General features: G+C 66.9%; 19 protein-coding genes and 3 pseudogenes. 13 read left to right on the top strand and 9 right to left on the bottom strand.

Annotated elements, in window-relative coordinates; all coding sequences use genetic code 11:
• Nucleotides 1-70 precede the first annotated feature (70 nt).
• From uxaC to AC07NI_RS09255, 9 genes and pseudogenes are all read left to right on the top strand, one after another.
• Nucleotides 71-1,534, top strand: coding sequence for a glucuronate isomerase (gene uxaC / locus AC07NI_RS09295; RefSeq protein ID WP_494618038.1), 1,464 nt, complete (start codon nt 71-73; stop codon nt 1,532-1,534).
• Nucleotides 1,535-1,558: 24 nt separating this feature from the next.
• Nucleotides 1,559-2,401, top strand: coding sequence for a 5-dehydro-4-deoxy-D-glucuronate isomerase (kduI, locus tag AC07NI_RS09290; RefSeq protein ID WP_494618036.1), 843 nt, complete (start codon nt 1,559-1,561; stop codon nt 2,399-2,401).
• Nucleotides 2,402-2,552: 151 nt separating this feature from the next.
• Nucleotides 2,553-3,308, top strand: a complete 756-nt coding sequence (gene kduD, locus AC07NI_RS09285; RefSeq protein WP_494618032.1) for a 2-dehydro-3-deoxy-D-gluconate 5-dehydrogenase KduD — start codon at nt 2,553-2,555, stop codon at nt 3,306-3,308.
• A 183-nt stretch (nt 3,309-3,491) separates the two neighbouring features.
• A complete protein-coding gene (gene ppc, locus AC07NI_RS09280) occupies nt 3,492-6,221 on the top strand; it encodes a phosphoenolpyruvate carboxylase (RefSeq protein ID WP_494618028.1) in 2,730 nt (909 codons plus the stop codon).
• A gap of 243 nt (nt 6,222-6,464) precedes the next feature.
• A pseudogene (locus AC07NI_RS09275) lies at nt 6,465-6,551 on the top strand (hypothetical protein); the annotation flags it as partial.
• A gap of 125 nt (nt 6,552-6,676) precedes the next feature.
• A pseudogene (locus AC07NI_RS09270) lies at nt 6,677-6,823 on the top strand (hypothetical protein); the annotation flags it as partial.
• Nucleotides 6,817-7,491: a bifunctional 4-hydroxy-2-oxoglutarate aldolase/2-dehydro-3-deoxy-phosphogluconate aldolase gene (locus AC07NI_RS09265; RefSeq protein ID WP_018113188.1), complete on the top strand. Its 675-nt coding sequence runs from the start codon at nt 6,817-6,819 to the stop codon at nt 7,489-7,491. The pseudogene AC07NI_RS09270 and the gene AC07NI_RS09265, both read left to right, overlap by 7 nt.
• Complete coding sequence (locus AC07NI_RS09260; RefSeq protein ID WP_099579441.1) at nt 7,491-8,597, top strand: sugar kinase; 1,107 nt, start codon at nt 7,491-7,493, stop codon at nt 8,595-8,597. The genes AC07NI_RS09265 and AC07NI_RS09260 overlap by 1 nt, the downstream gene beginning before the upstream one ends.
• Before the next feature lie 204 nt (nt 8,598-8,801).
• The gene (locus tag AC07NI_RS09255; protein ID WP_494618024.1) at nt 8,802-9,548 is read left to right on the top strand and encodes a class I SAM-dependent methyltransferase; all 747 of its coding nucleotides are present in this window, start codon (nt 8,802-8,804) and stop codon (nt 9,546-9,548) included.
• An 11-nt stretch (nt 9,549-9,559) separates the two neighbouring features.
• On the opposite strand, the gene AC07NI_RS09250 is transcribed toward AC07NI_RS09255, so the two are convergent.
• Nucleotides 9,560-10,225, bottom strand: a complete 666-nt coding sequence (locus tag AC07NI_RS09250; RefSeq protein ID WP_494618021.1) for a LuxR C-terminal-related transcriptional regulator — start codon at nt 10,223-10,225, stop codon at nt 9,560-9,562.
• Between the two features lie 146 nt (nt 10,226-10,371).
• Here AC07NI_RS09250 and AC07NI_RS09245 point away from each other — a divergent pair, with 146 nt between their 5' ends.
• On the top strand, nt 10,372-11,085 hold the full coding sequence (locus AC07NI_RS09245) for a hypothetical protein (protein ID WP_494618016.1): 714 nt from the start codon (nt 10,372-10,374) through the stop codon (nt 11,083-11,085).
• Between the two features lie 28 nt (nt 11,086-11,113).
• Here AC07NI_RS09245 and AC07NI_RS09240 read toward each other — a convergent pair.
• From AC07NI_RS09240 to AC07NI_RS09230, 3 genes and pseudogenes are all read right to left on the bottom strand, one after another.
• Nucleotides 11,114-11,249 (bottom strand): annotated as a pseudogene (locus AC07NI_RS09240) (hypothetical protein); the annotation flags it as partial.
• 35 nt (nt 11,250-11,284) lie between these two features.
• The gene (locus AC07NI_RS09235) at nt 11,285-11,785 is read right to left on the bottom strand and encodes a PIN domain-containing protein (RefSeq protein WP_494618013.1); all 501 of its coding nucleotides are present in this window, start codon (nt 11,783-11,785) and stop codon (nt 11,285-11,287) included.
• Nucleotides 11,785-12,027, bottom strand: coding sequence for a type II toxin-antitoxin system Phd/YefM family antitoxin (locus AC07NI_RS09230; RefSeq protein ID WP_494618010.1), 243 nt, complete (start codon nt 12,025-12,027; stop codon nt 11,785-11,787). The genes AC07NI_RS09235 and AC07NI_RS09230 overlap by 1 nt, the downstream gene beginning before the upstream one ends.
• 206 nt (nt 12,028-12,233) lie before the next feature.
• Here AC07NI_RS09230 and AC07NI_RS09225 point away from each other — a divergent pair, with 206 nt between their 5' ends.
• Both AC07NI_RS09225 and AC07NI_RS09220 read left to right on the top strand, forming a co-directional pair.
• On the top strand, nt 12,234-13,598 hold the full coding sequence (locus AC07NI_RS09225) for a cation:proton antiporter (RefSeq protein WP_494618007.1): 1,365 nt from the start codon (nt 12,234-12,236) through the stop codon (nt 13,596-13,598).
• A 220-nt stretch (nt 13,599-13,818) separates the two neighbouring features.
• Nucleotides 13,819-15,477, top strand: a complete 1,659-nt coding sequence (locus AC07NI_RS09220) for a flagellar hook-basal body complex protein (protein WP_494618005.1) — start codon at nt 13,819-13,821, stop codon at nt 15,475-15,477.
• Nucleotides 15,478-15,486: 9 nt separating this feature from the next.
• Here the strand turns inward: AC07NI_RS09220 and AC07NI_RS09215 are convergent, their stop codons facing one another.
• Nucleotides 15,487-17,034, bottom strand: coding sequence for a tryptophan halogenase family protein (locus AC07NI_RS09215; RefSeq protein WP_494618002.1), 1,548 nt, complete (start codon nt 17,032-17,034; stop codon nt 15,487-15,489).
• 378 nt (nt 17,035-17,412) lie between these two features.
• Here AC07NI_RS09215 and AC07NI_RS09210 point away from each other — a divergent pair, with 378 nt between their 5' ends.
• Complete coding sequence (locus tag AC07NI_RS09210) at nt 17,413-18,603, top strand: putative Ig domain-containing protein (protein ID WP_494618000.1); 1,191 nt, start codon at nt 17,413-17,415, stop codon at nt 18,601-18,603.
• 25 nt (nt 18,604-18,628) lie between these two features.
• Here the strand turns inward: AC07NI_RS09210 and AC07NI_RS09205 are convergent, their stop codons facing one another.
• From AC07NI_RS09205 to AC07NI_RS09190, 4 genes are all read right to left on the bottom strand, one after another.
• Complete coding sequence (locus tag AC07NI_RS09205; protein ID WP_494617996.1) at nt 18,629-21,532, bottom strand: hypothetical protein; 2,904 nt, start codon at nt 21,530-21,532, stop codon at nt 18,629-18,631.
• 113 nt (nt 21,533-21,645) lie between these two features.
• Entirely contained in the window at nt 21,646-22,689 is a 1,044-nt protein-coding gene (locus tag AC07NI_RS09200; RefSeq protein ID WP_494617994.1) for an oxidoreductase, read from the bottom strand.
• Nucleotides 22,690-22,761: 72 nt separating this feature from the next.
• On the bottom strand, nt 22,762-24,036 hold the full coding sequence (locus tag AC07NI_RS09195; protein WP_494617992.1) for an MFS transporter: 1,275 nt from the start codon (nt 24,034-24,036) through the stop codon (nt 22,762-22,764).
• Nucleotides 24,037-24,071: 35 nt separating this feature from the next.
• On the bottom strand, nt 24,072-24,893 hold the full coding sequence (locus AC07NI_RS09190) for a 2-keto-4-pentenoate hydratase (RefSeq protein WP_494617990.1): 822 nt from the start codon (nt 24,891-24,893) through the stop codon (nt 24,072-24,074).
• Between the last annotated feature and the right edge of the window lie 138 nt (nt 24,894-25,031).

Genomic DNA, 25,031 nt, shown 5'->3' with positions numbered 1-25,031 from the left:
CACCGGTTACCAAGCGCGTCACGACGACCCGCCGCGAGGCCGTCACGACGTTGGGAAGAGGAAGCGAAACATGGCCAGGCCGCTGAATTTCCACGAAGATCGTCTGTTCCCGTCCGATGCGACGACGCGCTCCTACGCGCGCGGCCTGTACGGGCTGGTCAAGGATCTGCCGATCATCAGCCCTCACGGTCACACCGATCCGTCGTGGTTCGCGACCAACGCGCCGTTCCAGGACGCCACCGACCTGCTGCTGGCCCCGGACCACTACGTGTTCCGCATGCTGTACAGCCAGGGCATCAGCCTGGACGCCCTGAAGGTGCGGTCCAAGGCCGGCGTGCCCGACACCGATCCGCGCGAGGCCTGGCGCCTGTTCGCCAACAACTTCTACCTCTTCCGCGGCACGCCTTCGTGGATCTGGCTGAACCACGTGTTCAGCAAGGTGTTCGGCTTCACCGAATTCCTCGATGGCTCGAACGCCGACGACTATTTCGACCGCATCAACGAGGCCCTGGCGACCGACGCCTATCGCCCGCGCGCGCTGTTCGATCGCTTCAACATCGAGACCATCGCCACCACCGAAGGCCCGCACGAGAGCCTGAAGCATCACCAGGCCATCCGTGAGAGCGGGTGGGGCGGTCACGTCATCACCGCCTATCGTCCGGACGCGGTCATCGACTTCGAGGACGAGCGCAGCCCGCGCGCCTTCGAACGCTTCGCCGAGGTGTCGGGCAAGGACGTCTACAGCTGGAAGAGCTATCTGGAAGCGCACCGCCTGCGCCGCCAGGTCTTCATCGAGGCCGGCGCCACTTCGTCGGACCACGGTCACCCGACCGCGGCCACCGCCGACCTGTCGGACGTCGAGGCCGAGGCCCTGTTCGCCGACCTGGTGAAGGGCAACGTGACGCCCGAGAAGGCCGAGCTGTTCCGCGCCCAGATGCTGACCGAGATGGCCAAGATGAGCCTGGACGACGGGCTGGTCATGCAGATCCACCCGGGCTCGCATCGCAACCACAATGTCGGCCTTCTGCAGTCGCACGGTCGCGACAAGGGCGCCGACATCCCGATGCGCACCGAATATGTCGACGCGCTGAAGCCGCTGCTGACCCGCCTGGGCAACGATCCGCGCCTGTCGGTGATCCTGTTCACCCTGGACGAGACCGTCTACAGCCGCGAACTGGCCCCGCTGGCCGGCCACTATCCGGTGCTGAAGCTGGGTCCGTCCTGGTGGTTCCACGACAGCCCGGAAGGCATGATGCGCTTCCGCGAGCAGGTCACGGAAACCGCCGGCTTCTACAACACCGTCGGCTTCAACGACGACACCCGCGCCTTCCTGTCGATCCCGGCCCGCCACGACGTGGCCCGTCGCGTCGACAGTTCGTTCCTGGCCCGCATGGTCGCCGAGCACCGGATGGACCTGGTCGAGGCCGAGGAGCTGATCGTCGATCTGACGTACAACCTGCCTAAGAAGGCCTACAAGTTGGACCAGCGTCCGGACTGGGCTCGCCCGACCACGCTGCGCGCCGCCGCCGAATAGAACACCCTTTCCGGAGACTTCCCGATGTTCGCCAAGACCTACCACGCCACCCATCCGGACATGATGTTCGCGGCCGGCAACGAAGACCTGCGTGACCGTTACCTGATGCAGGGCCTGTTCCAGGACGGCCAGATCGTCCTGACGTACAACCACGCCGAACGCTTCGTCGTCGGCGGCGTCGTGGCCACCGCGGCCGTCAAGCTGCCCGACCAGACCGAGCCTGCCTCGGCCGCCGGCCACCCGTTCCTGGAGCGCCGCGAGCTGGGCGTGATCAATGTCGGTGAGACCACCGGCAAGATCACCGTCGACGGCGTGGAATACGAGATCGTTCCGCGTGACGGCCTGTACGTCACCATGGGCGCCAAGGACGTGACCTTCGAAGGCGTGAACGGTGAAGCCGCCCGCTTCTACCTGGTCAGCCTGCCGGCCCACGTCGCGTTCGAAACCAAGAAGCTGGCCTTCGCCGACGCCGTCGCCCTGGAGCGCGGCGCGCTGGAAACCAGCAACGAGCGCACGATCTACCAGTACATCGTCCCGACGACCTGCAAGTCGGCTCAGCTGCTGCTGGGCATGACCGTCCTGAAGACGGGCAGCGTCTGGAACACCATGCCGCCCCACCTGCACGACCGTCGTTCGGAAGCCTATTTCTACTTCGGCCTGGGCGATAACGACCGCGTCTTCCACTATATGGGCGAGCCGGACGAGATGCGTCACATCGTGATCGCCAACGAGGAAGCCGTGATGAGCCCGCCGTGGTCGATCCACATGGGCTCGGGCACCGCCAACTACACCTTCATCTGGGCGATGGGCGGCGAGAACCTCGACTACACCGACATGAACGTGCTGGACATCTGCCAGCTGAAGTAAAGTAGGGCGAAAGCCCACGCTCCCTTCGCTTGTCATCCCGGGCGAAGCGCAGCGTAGACCCGGGACCGCCCAAGGCGCTTGCGCTTCCGGCGGTCCCGGATCGACCCTTCGGGTCGTCCGGGATGACAATCTTCAAGGGAAGCTCTGCACCATGGCCAATCCGTTCAGCCTCGAAGGCAAGGTCGCGCTCGTCACCGGCGCCAACACCGGCATTGGCCAGGGCATCGCCATCGCGCTCGCCCAAGCCGGCGCCGACATCGCCGCGGCTGGCCGCAGCGAGCCGACGGAAACGCAAGCCGCCGTCGAGGCCCTGGGTCGCAAGTTCCTGTCGATCAAGGCCGACTTCGGCTCGACCGAGCCCGTCCAGCGCGTGGTCGACGAGACCGTCGCCGCGTTCGGCAAGGTCGACATCCTGATCAACAACGCCGGCATCATCCGTCGCGCCGACTCGATCGAGTTCTCGGAAGCCGACTGGGACGCGGTGATGGACACCAACCTGAAGGTCGTCTTCTTCCTGACCCAGGCCTTCGCCAAGCAGGCGCTGAAGCAGGGTGGCGGCAAGGTAATCAACATCGCCAGCCTGCTGTCGTTCCAGGGCGGCATCCGCGTGCCGTCGTACACGGCCGCCAAGTCGGGCTTGGCCGGCCTGACCAAGATCCTGGCCAACGAGTGGGCGACCAAGGGCATCAACGTCAACGCCATCGCGCCGGGCTACTTCGACACCAACAACACCGAGGCCCTGCGCGCCGACGCCGACCGTAACGCCTCGATCCTGGCTCGCATCCCGGCCGGCCGTTGGGGCCGTCCGGAAGACATCGGCGGCGCCGCCGTGTTCCTAGCCTCGTCGGCCGCTGACTACGTCCAGGGCATTACTTTGCCCGTGGATGGTGGCTGGCTGGCCCGCTAACGAAATAAATCCACGCAAAAATACGATGGTAGCGCAACCATCGTGCCGGGCGGGTTTTCCCGCCCGGTGAAGCGCGCTAGACGGCGCCGCAGCATCGGCGGCCGGGATCGATCCTGCGTCGCCGACGCTTTCTCGTGATCCATTCCCGTTCGGAACGGCTCCGGCCGTTCCTGGAGTTCGCGCATGCGCAATCCGGCCCTGTCGATCGACGTCGACCGTCCCACCAGCCGTCACGTCCGCCAGAACGCCAACCTGCTGAGCGACCTCCTGATCGAGGCGATCACCTATCTCGAAGGCGAGGAGGCCGCCGCCCTGGTGGCCAAGGCCCGCAAGGCCGCCTCCCGCGAGGACGAGGAGACCGGCGACGCGCCGGTCCTCGACCATCTGTTCGCCGACCTCTCCAACGACCAGGCCGTGTTCCTGGCCCGCGCCTTCGCCAGCCACTCGCTGCTGGCCAATATCGGCGAGGACGTCGCCGGCCGTCGCCGCCACGCCGAGGCCGCCGCCCAGCCGGGCGATGAGCGCCCGCGCACCCTGGTCGACGCCGTCAACGTCCTGCGCGCCAAGGGCAAGTCCGAGCAGGAACTGGCCAGGATCTTCGCGGCCATGAACGTGGTGCCGGTACTGACCGCCCACCCGACGGAAGTCCGCCGTCGGAGCATGGTCGACCGCGAGACCGAGATCTCGCGCCTGATGGCCCTGCGCCGCCACCACCTGCCGCCGGACCTGGAAGCCGAGATCCGCGAAGGCCTGTTCCGCGAGATCGCCCTGATGTGGCGCACGCGTCTCTACCGTCCCGAGCGGATCACCGTGAAGGACGAGATCCGCAACGCCCTGTCGATCGTCCGCACCTCGATCCTGCCGGCGATCATCGAGCTCTATGGCGACTGGACGGCCAAGATCGGCTCGCACGGTCACCTGGCCCCGTTGCTGAAGATGGGCTCGTGGCTGGGCGGCGACCGCGACGGCCACCCCGGCGTCAATGGCGAGACCCTGAAGCTGGCCTTTGCAAGCCAGTCCCGCGTCATCCTCGATTGGTACGCCGGCGAGGTCCGCAAGCTGTGGTCCAACCTCGCCGTCTCCACCGCCTACACCCCGGTGTCGGAAGAACTGCTGGCCCTGGCCGCCCAGACCAGGGATCCGTCCGTCCACCGCCTGGACGAGCCGTACCGCCTGGCCCTGGAACTGATCTTCGACCGCCTGACGGCTGTGTCGCAGAAGCTGACCGGCCAGCCCGTCACCTTCGCCAACGGGACGACCGACGTCGAGCCCTACGGCCATCCGGACGCCTTCGTCTCGGATCTGACGATCATCATCGACAGCCTGGAGCGCAACGGCGGCGAGCGCCTGGTCGGCACGGCCCTGCGCACCCTGGTCGAGGTGGCCAAGGCCTGCGGCTTCCACCTGATGAGCCTCGATTTGCGCCAGAACGCCGACGTCCACGAGCGGACCGTCGACGAGCTGTTCCAGCGCGCTGGCTCTGGCGTGGCCTACCTCAAGCTGGACGAGGAGGCCCGCTGCAAGGTCCTGATCGAGGAGCTTTCGCACCAGCGTCCCCTGGTCTCGCCGTTCACCGCCTATAGCGAGGAAACGACCAAGGAGCTGGCGACCATGGAGGCGGCCGCCCAGGCGGTGCGCGACTACGGTCACGGCTGTATCGGCGCCTACATCATCTCGAAGGCCGCGACCCTGTCGGACATCCTTGAGCCGCTGGTCCTGCTCAAGCAGGTCGGCATGGTCTGGGGCGGGGCCGCGCCGCGCGCCTCGGTCAAGGTCGCGCCGCTGTTCGAGACCATCGGCGACCTGGAGAACGGCCCGGCCGTCCTGCGCCAGTGGCTGGAGCTGCCGCTGGCCCGCACCATCCTAGGCGACCGGCCGGTGCAGGAGATCATGCTCGGCTACTCCGACAGCAACAAGGACGGGGGCTATGTCGCGTCCCGTCGGGGCGTGGCGCGTGGCGCTTCGGCGCTCGCCTATGAGGCCGACCGCATGGGCGTCGGTTTGCAGCTGTTCCACGGCCGCGGCGGCAGCGTCGGCCGCGGGGGCGGTCCCGCCGCCGAGGCCGTGCTGGCCCAGCCGGCCGGCACCGTCCAGGGCCGCATCCGCATGACCGAGCAGGGCGAGATGATCGCCCGCCGCTTCGGCGACCAGCCCACCGCCCGCCGCAACCTCGACGGCCTGGCCGCCGCCGTGCTGATGTCGTCCGAGCGTCCGCTGCACCAGCCCGACCCCAAGGTCGAGGCGGCCATGACCGCCCTGGCCGAGGCGTCGTTCCACGGCTTCCGCGCCCTGGTGTATGACGACCCGGCGTTCGAGGACTTCTTCTGGTCGGTCACGCCGATCAGCGAGATCGTCGGCCTGAACATCGGCAGCCGTCCCGCCTCGCGGACCGCCAGCCGCAAGATCGAGGACCTGCGGGCGATCCCGTGGGTGTTTTCCTGGTCGCAGGCCCGCTTCATGCTGCCGGGCTGGTACGGCTTCGCCTCGGGCGTCGAGCGGGCCAACCTGTCGGTCGAGCAGCTGCGCGATCTGGCCGGCAATTTCGACTTCTTCGCCTCGCTGCTGTCGAACATGGAGCTGGCCCTGGCCCAGAGCCACATGGGCATCGCCGCCCGGTACGTGGCCCTGTCGCCGGACAAGGCCAATGCCGAGCGCATCTTCGAGGCGATCAAGCGCGAACACGACGCGGCCTCGCGCATCGCCCTGGAGATCCGGGGTGGTTCGACCCTGCTGGACAACCAGCCAGACCTCGCCGAGTCCGTGTCCCTGGCCAGCCGCTCGGTCGACCCGCTGAACCACCTGCAGCTCGAACTCCTGTCCCGTCGCCGGGCAGGGGAGGCCGACGAGGAGCTCCGCCTGGCCATCCAGCTAACGGTGGCCGGCATCGCGGCGGGGCTGCGCAACACCGGCTGATCCCAACCCTTCCGGTCTCCCGGCTTTCGCCGGGAAATCGGGTGAGGGCAGGGCGGAATTGAGAACCGGCGAAACGTCGGATTCCCAAGCCTGCAAAGCCTTTCCTTTTCAAAGTGTTGCTACCTCAAAAAAGGGATCCCAACTCCGCTTGCGCTCCCCGGCGGTTTCTGGTTATCTCCACATGACACCGGTGGCGAAGTGGCTTGGCCACTTTTCCGGTTTTCCGTGACACCGGTGTCATAACGTTTCGGTTCGGCGTCGTGGTCGGTCCGTTTCGTTTGCGGCTCTTTGAGCTCGCTCCTGCGCAAACTTCCGGGGCGTCGGGTCATACCGGCGCCCTCACTTTTGCGTCCGGAGAGGGGCGAGAAGAGCCGACGGAAGAAGCTAAGGGACGGAAACGACGACCACTGACTTTGACGCGCGGGCCAAGGGTCCGAAACACGTGTTTCAAAGTGCCGTTGCGGCAAGCCCAGAGTGGCGTGCGAACGCAACGCGGTCTAAGGGATCGCCCTGAGCCAATTCCGGCGAAATCTTGCACGCGCGGCGGTCCGCAAGGCCCTCCGCGCAAGATCGATCCTTCGGGAAGGAGTCTACGATGGTAAAAGACCGTATGGCGGTGCTGACCGCCCTGATGGACCAGGGTGTCATCCCGGTTTTCTATCACCCGGACGTCGAGGTCTGTAAGAAGGTGATCCAGGCCTGCGCCGACGGTGGCGCGCCCTGCATCGAATTCACCAACCGCGGCGACTTCGCCAGCCACGTCTTCTACGAAGTGACCCGTCACTTCGCCTCGGCCGATCCGCGCGTGATCATGGGCGTGGGCTCGATCGTCGACGCCCCGACGGCCGGCATCTACATCGCCAACGGCGCCAAGTTCGTCGTCGGTCCGATCCTGAACGCCGACGTCGCTAAGGTCTGCAACCGTCGCAAGATCCCGTATTCGCCGGGCTGCGGTTCGGCCTCGGAAATCTCGTACGCCGAAGAGCTGGGTTGCGAGATCGTCAAGGTGTTCCCGGGTTCGTCGGTCGGCGGTCCCGATTTCGTCAAGGCGGTCCTGGGCCCGATGCCCTGGACCCGCATCATGCCGACGGGCGGCGTCGATCCGGACGAAGCCTCGGTCAAGAAGTGGTTCGGCGCGGGCATCGTCGCCGCCGGCATGGGCTCCAAGCTGATCACGCAAGAGCTGCTCGACGCGGGCGACTACGCCGGCATCACCGCCAAGGTCCGCGAGACGGTGGACCTCATCAAGAAGGTTCGTGGGAAGGCCTAATGACCGACAACATCCTCAACATTCGCCCGGCTTCGGAAACCAAGTGGGACTGCGCGTCCTTCGGTGAAGTGATGCTGCGTTTCGACCCGGGCTTCGGCCGGGTCCGCAACGCCCGCCAGTTCCAGGTCTGGGAAGGCGGCGGCGAATACAACGTCGCCCGCGCTTTCAAGAAGTGCTGGGGCAAGCGCTCGACGGCCGTGACGGCTCTGCCGGTCAACGACCTGGGCTGGCTGGTCGAGGACCTGATGATGCAGGGTGGCGTCGACACCTCGCACGTCATCTGGCGCGACTTCGACGGCCTGGGCCGCAACACCCGCGTCGGCCTGAACTTCACCGAAAAGGGCTTCGGCGTCCGTCCGGCGCTCGGCTGCTCGGACCGTGGTCACTCGGCCGCCTCGCAGATCCGCCCCGGTGAAGTGAACTGGGAAAAGCTGTTCGGCGAAGAAGGCGTGCGCTGGTTCCACACCGGCGGCATCTTCGCGGCCCTGGCCTCGAACACGGCCGAAGCCGTGATCGAAGCCGTGGAAGTCGCCCGCAAGTACGGCACCGTGATCTCCTACGACCTGAACTACCGCGCCTCGCTGTGGAAGTCGCAGGGCGGCAAGGAAGGCGCTCAGAAGGTCAACCGTCACATCGCCCAGTACGTGGACGTGATGATCGGCAACGAAGAAGACTTCACCGCCTGCCTGGGCTTTGAAGTCGAAGGCCTGGACGAACACATCAGCTCGATCGACCCGGCCAACTTCAAGAAGATGATCGAGACTGCCGTGAAGCAGTTCCCGAACTTCAAGGTCGCCGCGACCACCCTGCGCAACGCCAAGACCGCCTCGGTCAACGACTGGTCGGCGATCCTGTACGCCGGCGGTGAGTTCTACGCCTCGATGATGCGTGAGAACCTCGAGATCTATGACCGCGTCGGCGGTGGCGACGGCTTCGCCTCGGGCCTGGCCTTCGGCTTCATGGAAGGCAAGGGTCCGCAAGCCGCCGTCGAGTACGGCGCGGCTCACGGCGCCCTGGCCATGACCACCCCGGGCGACACCTCGATGGTGCGCCAGGCGGAAGTCGAGGCCGTGATGAAGGGCAAGGGCGCGCGGGTCATCCGCTAAGCTCTCTCCCGGAAGACTGAAGAGAAGCCCTCGGCCGCAAGGCCGGGGGCTTTTTTCTTTGAATTCTTTTACTTAACGCGATCCCTTGTGACGCTTGGGATTGCGGTGTCCGACGGCGTGAAAGCGCCGGCTCTCCGACTTGCAACGCTCTTGCCACGCAACCTGCGCGGTGAGATGGATTGCGAAGGGACGGAGAACGCCGTTATGTCAATGGCAGCGGATGCGCTCGAACGTGAGCGCCAGTTTCACAATGAGCGGTTCGCGGAAGACAATCGCGAAGCTCAGGAAAAGTACTATTTCGCCATCAAGGACTGCGAAGACGACATGTGGAAGGCCGTCAGGGCCGCCGCGGTCGGCAAGCGGATCCTCGAATACGGGTGCGCCAAGGGCGAGCGCTCGTTCGAGCTGGCGCCCATCGCCGCGAGGGTCGACGGGATCGACATTTCCGACGTCGCGATCGACATGGCCAACGACCGCGCGAAGGCCCAGGCGGTGGAGAACGTCCGCTTCACGGTCGGCGACGCCCACGACACGCCCTATGACGACGACACCTTCGACGTCGTCTTCGGCAGCGGGATCATCCACCACCTGGACACCGAAAGGTCCCTGCGGGAGATCAACCGGATCCTGAAGCCGGGCGGCGTCGCCATCTTCAAGGAGCCCCTGGGCTGCAACGTCGCCATCAACATGTACCGCATGGTGACGCCGGCCGCCCGGACGGACGACGAGCATCCGCTGATGCCGGTCGACTACCGGATCTCCCGCCGGGTCTTCGGCAAGGCCCAATGGACCTTCTACGGCCTGCTGACCTTGGGCGCGGTCCCGTTCCGCTCGTTGCCGATCGGGGGCCTGGCGCTGAAGGTCGCGGCGGCCTGCGACCGCGTCATCGCCCTGGTCCCCGGGCTGCGGTGGCAGCTCTGGTACAGTCTCATGGTGATGACGAAGGCCTAGCGCCGCCGGGCCTAGTGCGCCGAGAACCGCAGCGTCGCCGGTGTGGCCGGGACGCCCGTCGCCGACGCGAAGTTCTGGAATTTCGCGCTGTTGAAGCCGATCCAGTAGTCCTTCCCGGCCTTGACCGTGCAGGCCAGGGTAAAGGTGCGTCCGTCCTTGGACTGTTGGGGCTTGGGTGCGCAGTCGGGGAAGCTGGCGCGATCGCGGGCGACGACGAACGAATAGCTGGCCCGCATCGGCCGGTCGAAAGTGACCTTCAGCTGGATCTGGCCGGCCGGGACCTCGGCCCCGACGGCGGGATAGGTCGAGACCACGCGCGGCGGACCTTGCGGGGCGGAAACCGCCAGGGCGGCGAAGGCGCCGACGGCGGCGGCGAGGGCGATCATCGAGGTTGCTCCGAGAAGGATGGGCCATTTGCGGCTCGTCACGATTTCGGTGCGCGTCGCCGCCTCGGCCACCCCGATTTTCTCGTCACGAATTTCTTGGGGACCGACCAGCCGCGCCAGTTCCCGGCTGCTGCCGACGCCGGTCTTGCGCCGGGCCTCGCGCAGCCGCTCGTTGACCGCCGCTTCGGTGAGGCCCAGCTGCGTGGCGGCGCTCTTGGCCGTGTGGCCCTGGGCGAGCAGGCGCAGGACCTGACGCTCGGCGTCGGTCAGGCGCGATAGATCAGGCGTCACGGTAGAGAATCCAACCCCGGGTCGAGGCGGGCAGATCAGCACGCTTCGGTGGGGGCGGGCAACGATCATGAACGCGCGCTTTTCGGAACGGACGGAGCGATTCCCGGGTTGATTGGCGGTCAGATCAATTTCGCGAGTTCAGGACCATGGTTTCGCCAGTTCACAGTTCCACGGGACGCCGGTGCGCCGTGGCCGTGCTGGCGCTGAGCCTCGGGCTGGGGGCGGCCGATGCGGCGCTGGCGGGCAAGCAGCAGAAGGCGCCCCAGACCTCGGCCGAGGCCAATACCGAAAGCCTCGGCTCGGCCGTCGCCGCGCCGCTGCGCGACATCAACGTCGTGCGCTCCGAGATCCCCGACCTGCTGAAGAAGGCTCAGACCGATCCCTATGCCCCGCCGTCCCCGGGCTGCGCGCCGCTGAAGGCCGAGATCGACCAATTCGACGCCGTGCTGGGCGACGACTATGACGACCGCAGCGACGCCAAGAGCGGGCAGGGCGGCATGGCCAAGCCGGTCCTGGGCGTGGTGGCCAGCACCATCACCGACGTCATCCCGATGCGCGGTTGGGTCCGCCGCCTGACCGGGGCCGAGCGCCACGACCAGATGGTCCGCGACGCCATCAAGGCCGGCTTCGTGCGGCGCGGCTATCTGAAGGGCCTCTACAACGCCGGGACCTGCAAGGGGAACCGCCTGGTGTTCGTCGCCGCCAAGCCCGCCCCGCCGCCGGTGCTGATCGCCGCCGAACCCGTCCCGGTCATGGTCGCGGCTCAGCCGCCAGCCCCGACGCCCCAGGTCGCCGCGCCGCTCGCGCCGTTCTCGATGACCGTGCGCGTCGCTGCGGCCGATGCCACGGGCGTACAGTAGGTCGTGAGCGCTTCTATCCAAACACTTCCGTCATTCCCGCCCTTGTGGCGGGAACCCCTGGCTCAGCTGACACGAGAGACGCAAGCGGACTGCTCGGCAGTCCGCCCCTCCCGCACGTGCGGCGGACAGAGGGGTTCCCGCCACAAGGGCGGGAATGACGGAAGTTTAGAGTGTGGACGAACTTAGGAGCTGCTCTGCTTTAGCCCCGCACGAAGATGTTGCGCAGCCACTGGGTGCCGGCCTTGGCGGCCTGGCCCCAGTCCTCCTCGTCGTCCAGCGCCTCGGGCTTGTAGCCCCAGGGATTGAACACCTTCAGCCGGGGGACCTTGGCGAAGGCCGCCAGGTCGCGCGTCGCGAGGGTCAGGCCGTGCTGCAGGGCCGTGGCGGCCAGCAGGGCGTCGCGGCTGTCGGCCAGCGGCACGTGGGCGCGGCGGCGGACCACGGCGGCGTCGATCGCCAGGACGCGGCCGTCGAAGGCGGGCGTGACGCGGTTGTCGAGCCAGTCGCGCAACTGGGCGCCCTGGGCCTTGTCCTTGCGCTCGGCGCGGGCGGCGGCGGCATCCAGCTCCAGCAGGGTCAGGGCCGAGATGAACAGGCTGGAGCGCGCGGCGTTGGTCGCCCAGGCGGCCAGGCCGCCATCGGTGGCGCCAGCCTTGGCGTTGCGCAGTTCGAAGACGACGTCGGTGTCGAGAAGGTGCATCAGCCGCCGTCCCGCCGGTTCCAGGCCTCGGTCGAGCGCGGCAGTTCGGTCGGGGCCAGGCCCGGCATGGCCAAGAGGTCGACGATGGTCTCGGTCTGGCCCGTCAGCCGGCGATAGGTCTCGACGCTCATCAGCACATGGGTGGGGCGGCCGCGGTCGGTGATGAACACCGGCTCGATTCTGGCCGCGCGCTTGGCCTGGCTGACATCCTGGTTGAAATCGCGGCTCGTCAGGACCTTCATGGCTCTCCCCAGCGCCCGATAATGACAAGGCTGTCTGTAGGTACGTTACTACATAGTGGCGTTCCGGCAACAAAAAATGGGCAACGAAAACAATCGGCTGACAGGGGTGTCAAAAATGCCGTCGCGATGTTGCGCGCGTCCGGGATTCCTGCGCGGCATGGGGCCAAGGCGCAAAGCCAGACGACATTCATTAGGGGGCTAAGACGGTGTCAGACCTATTTTCGCAGACCATCGCCGTGGCGGCGGATCTGCTCAACAAGCACGGACCGGCCATCAAGGCGGCCGAGCACAGCTACTCGCCGACCGACTTTTCCGTGCACTTCTTCCTGCAGTTGGCTGTGATCGTGCTGGCCTGCCGCGTGGTCGGGTGGCTCGGCCAAAAGCTGCTGAAGCAGCCCCAGGTCGTGGGCGAGATGATCGCCGGCGTGGTGCTTGGCCCGTCGCTGCTGGGCCTGCTGGCCCCCGATCTGCAAGCCGCGATCTTCCCCAAGGAAACCAAGAACATCCTGTACGTGGGCGCCCAGCTGGGCGTGGGCCTCTACATGTTCATGGTCGGCACCAGCTTCCAGGCGGGCCACTTCAAGGCCAAGGCCAAGAGCGCGATGAGCGTGTCGTTCGCCGGCATCGCCGCGCCGTTCGTCATCGCCGCCCTGATCACCCCGTTCCTGCTGAAGGTGCCAGGCCTGTTCGCCGCCGGCATCAGCCAGGCCAACGCCACCCTGTTCATGGGCGCCTGCATCGCCCTGACCGCCTTCCCGATGCTGGCCCGGATCATCAACGAGCGCGGCCTGGCCAAGACCTCGCTGGGCACACTGTCCCTGACCGCCGGCGCCTTCGACGACGCCGTGTCGTGGTGCGTGCTGGCCCTGGTGCTGGCCACCTTCGGCGGCGGTCCCGGCGTGGCGGGTCTCGCCATCGGCGGCGGTCTGCTGTGGGTGCTGTTCGTCGTCACCATGGGCCCGAAGATCCTGGCGCCGCTGGGCCGCAAGGTCGAGCGCGAGGGCGAGATGAGCACCCAGTCGCTGGCCCTGGTCATCCTGGCCTTCTGCACCTCGGCGTTTCTGATGGACGCCGTCGGCATCCACGCCATCTTCGGCGGCTTCATCCTGGGCGTGGTCATGCCGCGCGGCCTGCTGGTCGAGGAGCTGAAGAAGAAGGTCGAGCCGATCGCCGTCGTGCTGCTGCTGCCGATGTTCTTCACCTATTCGGGCCTCAACACCCGGATGGACATGGTCAACTCGCCCCAGCTGCTGCTGATCGCCCTGGGCGTGCTGGCCGCCTCGATCGTGGCCAAGTGGGGCGCCTGCTACGTCGCCGCCCGCATGACCGGCGAGAACCACGCCACCTCGATGGGCATCGGCGCGCTGATGAACTCGCGCGGCCTGATGGAGCTGATCATCATCAATATCGGCCTGCAGAAGGGCATCATCGGCCCGACCCTGTTTTCGATGCTGGTGCTGATGGCGATCGTCACCACGGTGATGGCCAGCCCGCTGTTCGAGGTCGTCTATGGCAAGAAGGCCCGCGAGTCGGGCGAGCTGGGCGCGGTGCCGGACGGCGCGCGGGCCTAAGAACTTTCGATCTCGACGTTCCCCTCAGGGCCCGCTTCGGCGGGCCCTTTTTCTTGCGGCGAACCGGGCAGGAAACGCTCCACGCGCAGTCGGCGCCCGGCAGTTTCGCTCTAAATATGGTAAACGATTCCGTGGGTTAACCATCTAATCCACTCAATGTTGAGTGAATCCGCAAACTCGCACGATCGCTGCATGACGCTCCCGCGCAACGGGAGTCGTCATGACTGTAGGCAGCGCATTTCAAGTCGGGGTTTCAGGCCTGCTGGCCTATTCGCAGGCCCTGGCGGCGATCTCCAACAACATCGCCAACGTCAATACGCCTGGCTACAAGCGCCAGGCGACGGCGTTCTCGTCCCTGGTCGGCAATGCCGGCGGAGCCGGGGGGCTGACCGCCAAGACCCGCCAGCACGTCTCCCAGCAGGGCGTCGCGATGTCGACCCAGTCGACAACCGATCTGTCGATCGCCGGCGCGGGGTTCTTTGTCACCACCAAGAAGGCCGAAGGGGTCACGGCGGCCGACAGCCGGCTCTTCACCCGCACCGGTTCGTTCCTCCCCGACAGCCAAGGCTACCTGCGCAACGACGCGGGCCTGTACCTGCAGGGCTGGCTGGCCGACCCGGTGACCGGCGCGATCACCACCGATCCGTCGAACCTGTCGAGCCTGTCCTCGATCCGGGTCGCCTCCAGCGGTGGCGCGACCGACAAGACCACGCGCGCCGGCCTCGGCGGCAATCTGAACGCGGCCCAAGCCGTATCGCCGTCCGCCCGCGCCACCATCGCCAAGTCCGGAGCGCCGGAAAGCCCCTCCGGCGCGGCCGACTACGAGGTCGTCTACAGTCCGACAGGCCAGGCAAATCAGTACGCGGTCGAGATCAAACGCGAGGGGGTGGCCATCTCCTCCGGCGTGGCGACTTACGACCCGGCCAGCGGCGCTCTGGTCGGCTATACGCCGAAAGGGACGACCACGCCCGTCACCAGCCTGACCACGGCCGGCCAGACGGTCGCGCTGGCCGACCTGGGCCTGGCCGACAAGAGCGATGTCACGGGCCTGGCCGTCTATGACCCCGCGTCCCGCTCAATGGCTGACTACGCTCGCGACCCGTCCACCGGCGTCAAGCCGGACTTCGAGATGCAGATCCCGATCTCCGACTCCAAGGGAGGCGATCGCAGCCTGACCCTGTCCTTCATCAAGGGGCCGGGTCCGAACGAGTGGTTCGCCGAACTGCGCACTAGGCCAGGCGAGTTGGCCAACAACGCCAACGGCCTGATCAGCTCGGGCAAGGTCACCTTCACAAACGACGGCAAGCTGCTGGACACCGGTGGCCTGCTGACGGGGGATCCGCCGTCGATCGCCATCGGCGGCTCCGACCCTTCCGCGACCGGCAGCGCGCCGCGATGGGCCGATCGTCTGGGGATCGCCGCCCAGACGATCAAGATCGATCTGGCCGGTGCGACCGGCGGCCTGACCCAGCTCAGCGCGCCGTCCCAGGCCCAGACGGCGGAGGCCAACGGCGCGGCGGTTGGCGAGTTGACGGGTGTCGAGATCGACGAGCAGGGCTATGTCACAGCCACCTACGACAACGGCGTCGTCCGGCGGATCGCCCAGGTCGCCATCGCCACCTTTCCCAACCCCGACGGCCTGCAGGCGGTCGATGGCGGCGCCTACAAGGTGACCAGCGACAGCGGCGGCTATCATCTGGGCGCGCCGGGGCAGGGCGGAGCCGGTGACATCGCTCCAGCCACGCTGGAGGCCTCGACCGTCGATCTGGCGGTGGAGTTCACCGATCTTGTCAGCGTGCAGCGGGCCTATTCGGCCTGCTCGCGGATCATCAAGGTCGCCGACGAGATGCTGGTCGAGCTTCTGGACATGAAGCGATGAGGCGCGGCCTTAAGCCCCCTCGAGGGCGAAGCCGAACTGGTTGATCTGAGCGATCAGGTCGCGGTGGCTCGGCAGATCCTGGGTGGCGCGGTCGGCGAAGCCGCGGATCTTGGCGAACAGCTTGGCGGCCGCCGCGACGTCCGGGAACTCGCCCGCGCCGTCGGCCAGGTCGGTTTTGAAGCCCATGCCGTACAGGATGTACTGGTAGTTGAAGAAGGCGAAGGTCTCGAGGTCGAGGATGAAGTCGAACCGGGCCGGCGGGCGATAGCGCCACTGCTCCAGCAGGTCGGCCAGCCGCTCGGGGATCGAGGCCGCATCTGTGTTCTCGCGCCAGAACGGCTCGGGCCGCTGGCTGAGCGCGTAGTGCAGCTTCAGGAAAACGATGATGTTGTCGTAGCGCGCCGTCATCAACTCGTTGAAGCGGCGGGCCGGGGCGCTGACCGGGCCGTTGTGCGGGAAGAGCTCGGCGATCATCGCCACGGCGGCCTCGATCAGCACCACGCCGGTGGATTCCAGCGGCTCCAGGAAGCCGGCCGACAGGCCCACGGCGACGCAGTTCTTGATCCACTGCTTCTCGCGATAGCCGGCGTCGAAGCTGATCTTGCGGGGCTCGATGTCTGCTCCCCCCAGATAGTCACGCAGCACCTGCACGGCCTGGTCGTCGTCCATGTGGTCGCTGGAATAGACGCATCCAACGCCACGCGCACCGGCCAGGCCGATGTCCCAGGTCCAGCCGGCCGCGTGGGCAGTGGCGACGGTGTAGCTCTGGATCGGCGCGTCGGGGCGATCATAGGGCGCGCGGCAGGCCAGAGCCCGGTCGGCGAACAGGATCGGCCTGGCCGACTTGAACGGCGAGCCCAGGGCCTTGCCGATCAGCTCGGCGCGGAAGCCCGAGCAGTCGATATAGAGATCGGCGGTCAGCTCGCCATGCTCGGGGCTGACGATGCGGGCGATGCCCCCGGTCTCGTCCAGCGGCGCCTCGGTGACCTGGCCTTGCAGGTGGCGCACGCCCAGCTCGCGGGCGCGGTCGGCCAGCACCTGGGCCAGCTTGGCCGCGTCGAAGTGGTAGGCGTAGTTCAGCGGTCCGGCGAAGTCGCTCTCGTGCGGGCGCTTGGGCGCGCGGGCCGCGTCCGCGACCCGGGCCTGGATGGTCACGGCCTCGGCGAACGGCGCGCGGGCGGCCTCGTCCTGCAGCAGCCAGTAGGGCGCCAGCGAGGTCCCCTCGGTCGAGAACGGCGCTTCGAACGGGTGGAAGAAGCTGTGATGCTTGCCGCCCTCGGGCGCGTGGACCCAGTCGACGAAGCGGATGCCCTGCTTGAAGGTCGCCGAGGTCTCGCGGATGAAGTGGGCTTCGTCGATCCCCAGGAACCGCAAGGTGTTGCGGATGGTGGGGAAGGTGGCCTCGCCGACGCCGACGATGCCGATGTCGGGCGACTCCAGGAGGGTGATCTCCAGGTGCGCGTGCTCGGCCACGCGCAGGGCCTTGGCCAGATAGGCGGCCGTCAGCCACCCGGCCGTCCCGCCGCCCACGATGAGGATGCTTCGCCTGCGTTGCATGGGAGGAGTGATAGCAGAGTTCGGCGACAGAGGAGGGGGCTTCGACCGCTTTCGGTCGGAGGCGGTCTTGCCTGGGGCTACTCGCCGTCGAGTGGGTCAACTTGACCTTGTGGGAGTCAGTCTCGGCTGCTGTATTGCCGCGGCAAGGGGAGCGTAATGGCCGATCTACCGTATCCGACCTATTCTGCCGTCCATCCGATCAATGCCGGGCTGATGTCGATAGCGCCGCTAATGACATTTCGTCCGATGGATATCGGTGGAACGCCTTGGGAAACCTATGCGGAGGCCACCAATCGAGACGGCGGAAGTCTTTTCAAGGTGTACCTCACCAAGGGGTATTCTTACGACATATCCAGCAGCAGCTTCTTCAATCCGACGATGATGGAGTTGTATGACCAGTTCGGCAATGTCGTGGCCGTTGGTCAGGATCATCTGTACGACGAGAAAGAGAACATCTCGAGCTTCTTCGCGCCATATACAGGCGTGTACTACATCAATCCGGCTTGGAATGCGGGTGTATATTACACCGGTACGACCCTCATGGTGTATGAGGACCAGAACCCGGTAAGGCCGAACCACAGCCCGACCGCCGCCTTCTCGTTCAACCAGATCAGCTGGACGGAAGGCGCGACGAACAAGTACGTCATCGCGCCCACCGTCTTCAGCGATCCCGACGGCGACAAGCTGACCTTCACCGCGCGCGCCAACAGCGCCGCGCTGCCCAGCTGGATGACCTTCGACCCCGTGACGCTGACCTTCTCCGGCACGCCGCCGGCGGGCGCCAGCGACTACGCCATGCAGCTCATCGCCACGGACCCGGGCGGCCTGAGGGCCACGCTGGATTTCGTCATCTCGACGCCCGCGGCCCCCTATGTGGCGCCGGGATCGCTGGTGACGGTCGCCGCGGCCTCGATCCTGCGAACGACCTCGGCGCGCGATACGAACGTCGCCGGCCTGGTCACCAAGGCCGAGGCCGGGACGCTGACCGCCTCGGCCGCGATCGCCCAGATCCTGACCCTAGCGGACGCCACCACCTCGGTGGCCTCGATGAACTATCAGTTCTTCACGGGGAAGGTGCCCAGCAGCGCCGGTATCGACTTCCTGATCTCGCCGACGGGCCCCAACACGACGAACCTGAACAGCGCCTACTACGCCAAGTTCGACACCGTGAACCGCTACATCAACTTCGCGGTGAACCTGGGCAAGAACGGCGAGGCCAAGGACAGCTTCGCGGCCAGCTACGGCTCTCTGTCGCTGTTCGACGCCACCAAGAAGGCCTATGCGGCGATCTTCGGCGGCACGCCGACCGACGCCAAGGTCCACAGCCTGATCGACACCCGCGTCGACTATCTGGCCTCGTATGGCGGCGACGGCGCGACCGGCATCGGCACGAAGGCGGCGATGGTCGGCTTCCTGCTCGCCGCGGCGGCGACCGAGAACCTGGGTGTGATCGCCAAGTCCAATGACGCCTGGCTGACCGATCTGGCCGACGGCACGGCGCCCTATGGCGTCAACATCCTCGACTCGGCCAACGGTTACTACAAGGCCGACTACATCTTCGGCGGCTGACAGCAGCCGCCGAAGATGAAGGGACTTAGAAGGCCGCCCCCAGGCTCATGGCGGCCAGCAGGCTGGTCGAGGAGACTTGGCCGATCAGGGCGACGCCGCTGTCGGTGAAGTCGGCGGCGCTCAGGGTCGTGTCGCCCGCGCCGCTGGCGCCCGTGTTGACCACGGCGAACACCGTCTTGTTGCTGGAACCAGCGTCGAAGACCGCGACGAGATAGTTCGCATCCGCCGCCAGGCCGGTGATCGAGGCCGAGCCGATCGCGTCGGCGAACAAGGTCTTCACGTCGCCGCTGTTGTTCAAGGAGACCTGACCCGTCAATTTGATGAGCGTGACATTGGCCGTCGCCGCCACGGCCCCGTCGCTGCCCGCGAGGCTCTGGACGACCATGGTGTCGCCCGCCGCGAGGCCCTGGCTGACCGAGCCCTTGGCCAGGCCCGTGAAGGCGGTTCCGGCCGCGTTCTTCAGGCTGAAATCGTGGTCGTCGGCGCTGAACGTCGCGATGACGCCGCGCACCGCACCCGTATTCACGCCATCCCGGACTTCCGCCACGCTGGCATAGGTCGACGCCGCGCCGGTTCCGGTCGGCGCATTGCCAACGAAGGCGACGATGTCGTTGGCGCTGAGATAGACGTGGTCGGCGCCCGACTGGGCGTTGCGCCCCTGGGCGCCGAGTTGATAGCGGTCGGCAATGGTCTCGTCGCCGATGAACGTGTCCTCGCCCGTTCCGCCGATGGCGTCGGCCGCGATCCCGGAGGTGGTGAGCGACAGCTTTCCCGTGAACGCCGAGGCGTCCACGCTGCCGCCCGCGTGGAGGCCGAGGCTCAGGTCCACATTGCCGGTCACGACGTGGCGGGCCGCGACGAGATCATCGGAGATCGAGTTGCTGGACGCCCCGCCTCCGGAGACGATGTTCAGCGTTTCCAAGCCGCTCACGTCTGTCAGCCTGAACAGGCCGCTGGACGCGCCGGAAGGCGCGTTGAAGCGCAGCGTCAGCGCATCGGAGGCGCCTGTGTCAGCGGCCAAGACCAGGGTCAGGGTTGCGCCGCCATTCCCCCGGAACAGGTCCACGGTCGCATTGTTGGACAGGTGCGTGAACGTGACCTCGCCACCGAGGAGAAGCTCGGCGTCAAAGCGCATGCCGGTGGGCAGCAGGCTGACGTCCTGGGTCATGGAGCCCAAGGCCGAGAAGCGAAGGGCCTCCACGCCGGTCAGGTGGCTGAGGTCCGCGGCGGTCACCGCGACGCCGACGGCCACGGTGTCGTTGTCGCCCCGGTGGCCGTCCACCGTGTCCGCGGCGGTGAGATTGGCGCCGAAATAGACGATATTGGCGCCGGTCCCCAGGATCACGGTGTGGTCGGTCGCGCCGAGCGTGTTCGTGCCGGGGTAGTTCCCGAGCGTGACGCCGCCGGTGGCCGCGCTGGCGTCGATCGTCGAGGCGACGCGGACTCTGTCGTTGTTGAGGAGCAGGGTCAGGGGGGCGGCGCCGCTGATGTTGATCGTCGCCAGGCTGGTTTGGACGGCGTCAGTGATCAGCGTGATGTTGTTCAGCGAACCGCTGGAGACGATGTTCAGGGTCTCGTACTCGTTGGCGACGGCCGTGACGGCCTTGATCGTCACCGACGCCGCGGACGAGGTCGTTCCCACGCTCGTGAGGCTCAAGGTCACGGCGTCGTGAGCGCCGGTGAGGGCCGCGCCGTCGGCGCTGAAGGTGGTCGTCCGCGCCCCGAGATTGCTGAGCCCCAGCTTGGTGACGCTGCTTCCGAAACCGGTGAAGTTCAGGGTGTTGGAGGACTGATCGTTGACCAGCTCGGTGAAGCTGGTCCCTGTCAGGGTCACCGTAACGACGGCGGTCGACGTCACCTTCAGGCGCTCGATATTGCGGATCTTGGTCGGGTCCAGAGTGACCCTGGGCATGGCGTTGCCGCCGATCGTCAGCGACAGCGTGTCGTAGCCGCTCGCGCCGTTGAGGACGTCAGAGGCCGCGTTGAAGGTCGAGGATACGTTCTCGGTGGTTCCGGCGTAGGTGGCCACGCCGGTGAAGGTGTCGGCCGAGCCCTTGCCGGTGAGGGTGTCGGCGCTGGTGGTCAGGGCGAAGGCGTGGGTCGGGTCGGGATCCGGTTCGGGTTCGGGCTCCGGCGGGGGAGGCGGCGGCGGGGTGTAGAACGTGAAATCCGACCCGGTGGCATGGCCATCGCCACCGCCCGCGCCTGGCGCGGCCGCGTAGCCGGTCGCCAGGTCGGTGTTGTAGGTCGCCTTGTCGGTGATCTGGGCGACCATGAAGTTGTTGGCCGCCGAGGCGTACTGGCCGACATCGCTCTGGACCGTCTGGCTCATCAGATAGCCGGCGGTGACCGCCTTGAGGGCCAGGTCGATCTGGGCCGCGCTGGAGTTCGCGTTGATCAGGCCCGCGGCCTGGGCCTTGGCCAGTAGGGCGTCATGCTGGCCGACCAGGCTCGCGATCGCCGCCGCGGCGTCCACGCCGGCCGCCTTGGCGTAGGCGCCGCCGACGATGGTCTCGTAGATCGAGGCGACATAGGCCGAGAAGTCCAGTGTCCCATACTTCGCCGCGAAGGCCGTGGCGCTTTCGCCCGCCGTCGCCAGGTTGCCGGCGAAGTTGATGTAGCGGTCCTCGAGGCTGAAGCCGGCGTAGTAGGCGTCGTTGAGGTCGTTCGGGTTGTCGGGCGAATTGGTCAGATAGGCCAGGCCCGCCTGGGTCGGGCTCTTGCCGGTGAAGAACTGATAGCTGAGCAGCGCCAGCGACGTGGTCTTGTCGGCGCTGTTCAGGATGTAGCCCAGCGCCTGGGCGTCGCTGATCGGGCCGTTGACGCTCAGATTGGCCAGGCTGTTCAACTGCCCCAGGATCTCGGGGCTGGGCTGGCGTCCGGCGTTCACGGACGCATAGGCGTCCGTCAGCTGCTTGATCGTCGCCATGCCGGCACGCCCCTATGTCTGCAACGCGACGCTACGTAAGCTGACTCGCGTGACGGCAACATGTGGCGTGGCGGTTGCCGTTTCTGTTTCGGCGCGACCTTCCGTGACGGCCGTTAAACCGCCAATTCTCGTCGCTCGTCCGCCGAGCGTTGGGCCAGCTCAAGCAGCTCCATTGTCCGCAGGGCGCTCTCTACCGACACGGGCGAGGGCGCGCCATCGCGGATCGCGTCGCGGACGCCGACGTAGAAGGCGCGGTAGTCCGAGGGTTCGGTCGGGACGTCGGTGTGCACCGGAGTCTCGTTCTCAACCGTGGTGATCGCGCCGTGGCGGGTGTCGATGCCCCAGCCGCCGGCGCCGGGGATCATGCCGGCCTTCAGCTGGCCTTCCTGCGGGTCCAGGCCGTGCTTGACGTAGCTGGCCTTGGTCCCGTGGACCGAGAAGCGCGGGCCGGTCGCGGCGGTCAGCAGGTTGCCGTGCAGGATCACCCGCAGGACCGGGTAGCGCAGGGTGACGTGGAAATAGTCGTCGGCGGTCGCGCCCTGGCGCTGGGCGCCGATGTCGGCCGAGATGGCCAGGGGCTCGCCGAACAGGGCCAGGGCCTGGTCCAGCAGGTGGGGACCCAGATCGATCCAGGCGCCCGAGCCGGGACCCGCCCGTTCGCGCCAGCGGTCGCGGACTTCCGGGCGGAAGCGGTCGTAGCGGTTCTCGACCAGCACGATGTCGCCCAGGACGCCTTCGGCCAGCAGGCGTTTGACGGTCAGGAAGTCGCTGTCCCAGCGGCGGTTGTGGAACACGGTCAGCAGCTTGCCGGCGGTCTTGGCCGCGTCGGCCATCGCGTGCGCATCGAGGGCGGTGACGGCGAAGGGCTTGTCGACGACGACGGCCTTGCCGGCGTTCAGCGCGGCGATCGCCTGGGGCGCGTGCAGGACGTTGGGCGTGGCGATGACCACCAGGTCGATCGCGGGATCGGCCAGGGCCGTGTCGAGCTCGGCGACGACGCGCGCGTCCGGGAAATCGGCGGCGACCTTGGCCGGATCGCTCGACACAACGGTGTGGAGTTCAAGGCCCGGCGTCGCGGCGATCAGCGGGGCGTGGAAGGTCTTGCCGACATAGCCGTAACCGACCAGGGCGACGTTCAGGGAAGAGGAGGTGGCCATAATCTCCGTCCTATACGAAAGAAGGCCGAGGATCGCTCCCCGGCCTTCGATATCGTGGGGTCGTGGCGATCCTTAGATCTTCACGGGCTCCATCTTGGGCATCAGCAGGTGGATGACCAGCAGGGCGATCAGATAGGCGCTGCCGGCGACCAGGAAGATCGGCGTGTAGGTGCCGATGCCGTCCAGCACCTTGCCGATGTACTTCGAGAAGGCCATGCCCCCGAAGGCGCCCAGCATGCCGCCGATGCCGACGACCGAGCCGACCGCGGCGCGCGGGAACACGTCCGACGGCAGGGTGTAGAGGTTGGCCGAGAAGCCCTGGTGGGCGGCGGTGGCGACGCCGATGATCAGCACGGCCAGCCAGACGTTGCTGGCGTTGGCGGCGAAGATCACGGGCACGGCCAGCAGGGCGCAGACCAGCATGGTCAGCTTGCGGGCCTTGTTGATGCTGGCGCCGTTCTTCATCAGGGTCGACGACATCCAGCCGCCGGCCACCGAACCGACGTCCGACAGCAGGTAGATGGCGATCAGCGGCGGGCCGAAGGTCTTCAGGTCCAGCTTGTAGGTCTTGCCCAGGAAATCCGGCAGCCAGAACAGGAACATCCACCAGATCGGGTCGATCAGGAACTTGCCCAGGGCGAAGGCCCAGGTCTCGCGCTTGGTCAGCAGCTTGGCCCAGCCGATCTTCTCGACGGGGTCGGCCGGATCCTGCTCGATATAGGCCAGTTCGGCGGCCGAGAGCTTCTTGGCCTCGCGCGGACGGCGATAGATGATCAGCCAGATCGGCAGCCAGATCAGGCCGGCGACGCCGGTGACAATGAAGGCCATCTGCCAGCCGAAGGCCAGCACGATGCCGGGAACGACCAGCGGGGTGACGATGGCGCCGATGTTGGTGCCGGCGTTGAACAGGCCGGTGGCGAAGGCGCGTTCCTTCTTGGGGAACCACTCGGCCACGGCCTTGATGCCACCGGGGAAGCCGCCGGCCTCACCGATGCCCAGGCCCATGCGAGCGGCCACGAAGCCGCCGAAGCCGGCCGCCGCCGCGTGGGCGATGTGGGCGATCTGCCAGATGGCGAAGGCCACGCCGAAGCCCCAGCGGGCCCCGATCTTGTCCATGATCTTGCCCCAGGCGAGATACGCGATCGCGTAGGCCATCTGGAAGTAGAACACGAGGTCGGCGTAGTGGGTCTCGTCCCAGCCGAATTCCTTCGACAGGTCCGCCTTCAGGAGGCCGATCGTCTGGCGATCGACGTAGTTGATGACCATCGCGGCGAACAGCAGCGAGACCACCACCCAACGATACCGTCCGATCTTCTCGGACGGGGCGGGCGCTTTCGAAAAGTCCATGGACGCCTTCCTTCCCCCTTTTAGCGGGTCGTTTCTTATTTCGCCGGAACGGCGACGCAGTCCACGGTTCCGAACGGGCCGAAATCGATATGGGCCACGTCACCAGCAGCCACGTCGTGGATGCCGGTGGTCGCGCCGGTCGTGACGATCTGACCCTTCTTCAGCGGCTTGCCGCGCGCGGCGACGGTTCCGAGCAGGAAGGCCAGGGCGGCCAGCGGAGAGCCCGGGATCGTCGCGGCGGTGGCGGTGCCAACCGACTTGCCGTTGATGATGGTCTCGACCGGCATATCCTCCCAGGCGATGTCGCGCCAGTTGGAAATGGCCTGACCAATGATCTGACCATCGTTATTGCCGAAGTCAGACGCCACGACCGTCGGGCCCAGGGCGTTGATGGTGGCCAGCGGGCTGCCGGCGATCTCGACGCCGACCAGCAGCTCGCCGACATATTCGGCGGCTTCCTCGGCGGTCCATTCGGTCTTGTCGGCCGGGGCGTCCTTGCCCAGGCGGATGATGAACTCGGCCTCGACGGCGCAGAAGCCGCCTTCGATGGCGCGGAATTCGTTCGGCGCGCCGACCTTGGCGTCCTGGACCTTGGACTTGAAGATGCAGCCGGCCAGGCGATCGACGCCCAGGCGCTCACGATGCTGCGGCGGCACCAGGCCGACCTTCCAGCCGACCAGCTCGTCCGGCCAGGCGGCGATGGCGAGGTCTTGAACCGCGTAGCCCTCGGCCATGGACGAGGGAATCACGCCGCCGGGATAGCCGGGAACGCTGACGCCCTCTTGGCGGGCTTTTACGAACTGGGGAGCAATGGCCGCGGGGGCGAAAATCGCGCTGTCGGCCTCAGAAACGGTCACGCCGCTAGTCCTCCCTCGTATATTCGGCACAGGTCCCGCTTGGCGGGTGTTGTGACGTCTCTAGTGGAAACCGGTGTCATTGACAATGAGCCCGTGAACGCCCGTTCGGTCACCGGGAACCTTCCACACAGGCGAGTG

This window comes from Caulobacter sp. GW821-FHT10E02, from assembly GCF_059415225.1.
The sequence above is the reverse complement of the archived record's forward strand: the minus strand, read 5'-3'. Positions and strand labels throughout refer to the sequence as shown.

What these genes read in the sequence shown, in the direction of transcription:
- AC07NI_RS09215 (WP_494618002.1), bottom strand. Translation starts at nt 17,034, where the DNA reads ATGCAACGCAGGCGAAGCATCCTCATCGTGGGCGGCGGGACGGCCGGG.
- AC07NI_RS09235 (WP_494618013.1), bottom strand. Translation starts at nt 11,785, where the DNA reads ATGCACCTTCTCGACACCGACGTCGTCTTCGAACTGCGCAACGCCAAG.
- AC07NI_RS09220 (WP_494618005.1), top strand. Translation starts at nt 13,819, where the DNA reads ATGACTGTAGGCAGCGCATTTCAAGTCGGGGTTTCAGGCCTGCTGGCC.
- ppc (WP_494618028.1), top strand. Translation starts at nt 3,492, where the DNA reads ATGCGCAATCCGGCCCTGTCGATCGACGTCGACCGTCCCACCAGCCGT.
- AC07NI_RS09245 (WP_494618016.1), top strand. Translation starts at nt 10,372, where the DNA reads ATGGTTTCGCCAGTTCACAGTTCCACGGGACGCCGGTGCGCCGTGGCC.
- AC07NI_RS09210 (WP_494618000.1), top strand. Translation starts at nt 17,413, where the DNA reads ATGATGGAGTTGTATGACCAGTTCGGCAATGTCGTGGCCGTTGGTCAG.
- AC07NI_RS09255 (WP_494618024.1), top strand. Translation starts at nt 8,802, where the DNA reads ATGTCAATGGCAGCGGATGCGCTCGAACGTGAGCGCCAGTTTCACAAT.
- AC07NI_RS09265 (WP_018113188.1), top strand. Translation starts at nt 6,817, where the DNA reads ATGGTAAAAGACCGTATGGCGGTGCTGACCGCCCTGATGGACCAGGGT.
- AC07NI_RS09200 (WP_494617994.1), bottom strand. Translation starts at nt 22,689, where the DNA reads ATGGCCACCTCCTCTTCCCTGAACGTCGCCCTGGTCGGTTACGGCTAT.
- kduI (WP_494618036.1), top strand. Translation starts at nt 1,559, where the DNA reads ATGTTCGCCAAGACCTACCACGCCACCCATCCGGACATGATGTTCGCG.
- uxaC (WP_494618038.1), top strand. Translation starts at nt 71, where the DNA reads ATGGCCAGGCCGCTGAATTTCCACGAAGATCGTCTGTTCCCGTCCGAT.
- AC07NI_RS09205 (WP_494617996.1), bottom strand. Translation starts at nt 21,532, where the DNA reads ATGGCGACGATCAAGCAGCTGACGGACGCCTATGCGTCCGTGAACGCC.
- AC07NI_RS09230 (WP_494618010.1), bottom strand. Translation starts at nt 12,027, where the DNA reads ATGAAGGTCCTGACGAGCCGCGATTTCAACCAGGATGTCAGCCAGGCC.
- AC07NI_RS09195 (WP_494617992.1), bottom strand. Translation starts at nt 24,036, where the DNA reads ATGGACTTTTCGAAAGCGCCCGCCCCGTCCGAGAAGATCGGACGGTAT.
- AC07NI_RS09260 (WP_099579441.1), top strand. Translation starts at nt 7,491, where the DNA reads ATGACCGACAACATCCTCAACATTCGCCCGGCTTCGGAAACCAAGTGG.
- kduD (WP_494618032.1), top strand. Translation starts at nt 2,553, where the DNA reads ATGGCCAATCCGTTCAGCCTCGAAGGCAAGGTCGCGCTCGTCACCGGC.